Origin of the sequence: Streptomyces beihaiensis (genome assembly GCF_026274175.1) — a bacterium.
Taxonomy (GTDB): Bacteria; Actinomycetota; Actinomycetes; order Streptomycetales; family Streptomycetaceae; genus Streptomyces; species Streptomyces beihaiensis.
On sequence record NZ_JAPHNL010000301.1, the window covers coordinates 1 to 381 of the forward strand.

General features: G+C 64.6%; 1 pseudogene. It reads left to right on the forward strand.

What is annotated here, in order from left to right:
- Nucleotides 1-141 precede the first annotated feature (141 nt).
- A pseudogene (locus OFY01_RS26290) lies at nt 142-381 on the forward strand (hypothetical protein); the annotation flags it as partial.

Below are 381 nucleotides of genomic sequence, written 5' to 3' on the forward strand. Positions count from 1 at the left end.
CGCCTTGCGATCGCACGCACCAGCCACCGCCGGGCCGCCCTTCGGGCGACGACGGGAGTTTGAAGACAGGGCCTAGTAGTGCTTGGTCAGGTCGTCTGTGGGAGAGCGTGTCTTTGAGGTTGGGTGGGCGTTGAAGATGGCGTGACTACTGGGAACGGCTCCGGCGACGGCACCGGTAACGGCACTGGCGACGGCACTGGGAACGGTTCCGGTAACGGCACCGGTGACGGTACTGGGAACGGCTCCGGCGACGGCACCGGTAACGGCACTGGCGACGGCACTGGGAGCAAGACCGAGCAAAACCCCGAGGAAATCGGATCGGAAAGATCTGATAGAGTCGGAGACGCAAGACCGAAGGGAAAGCGCCCGGAGGAAAGCCGG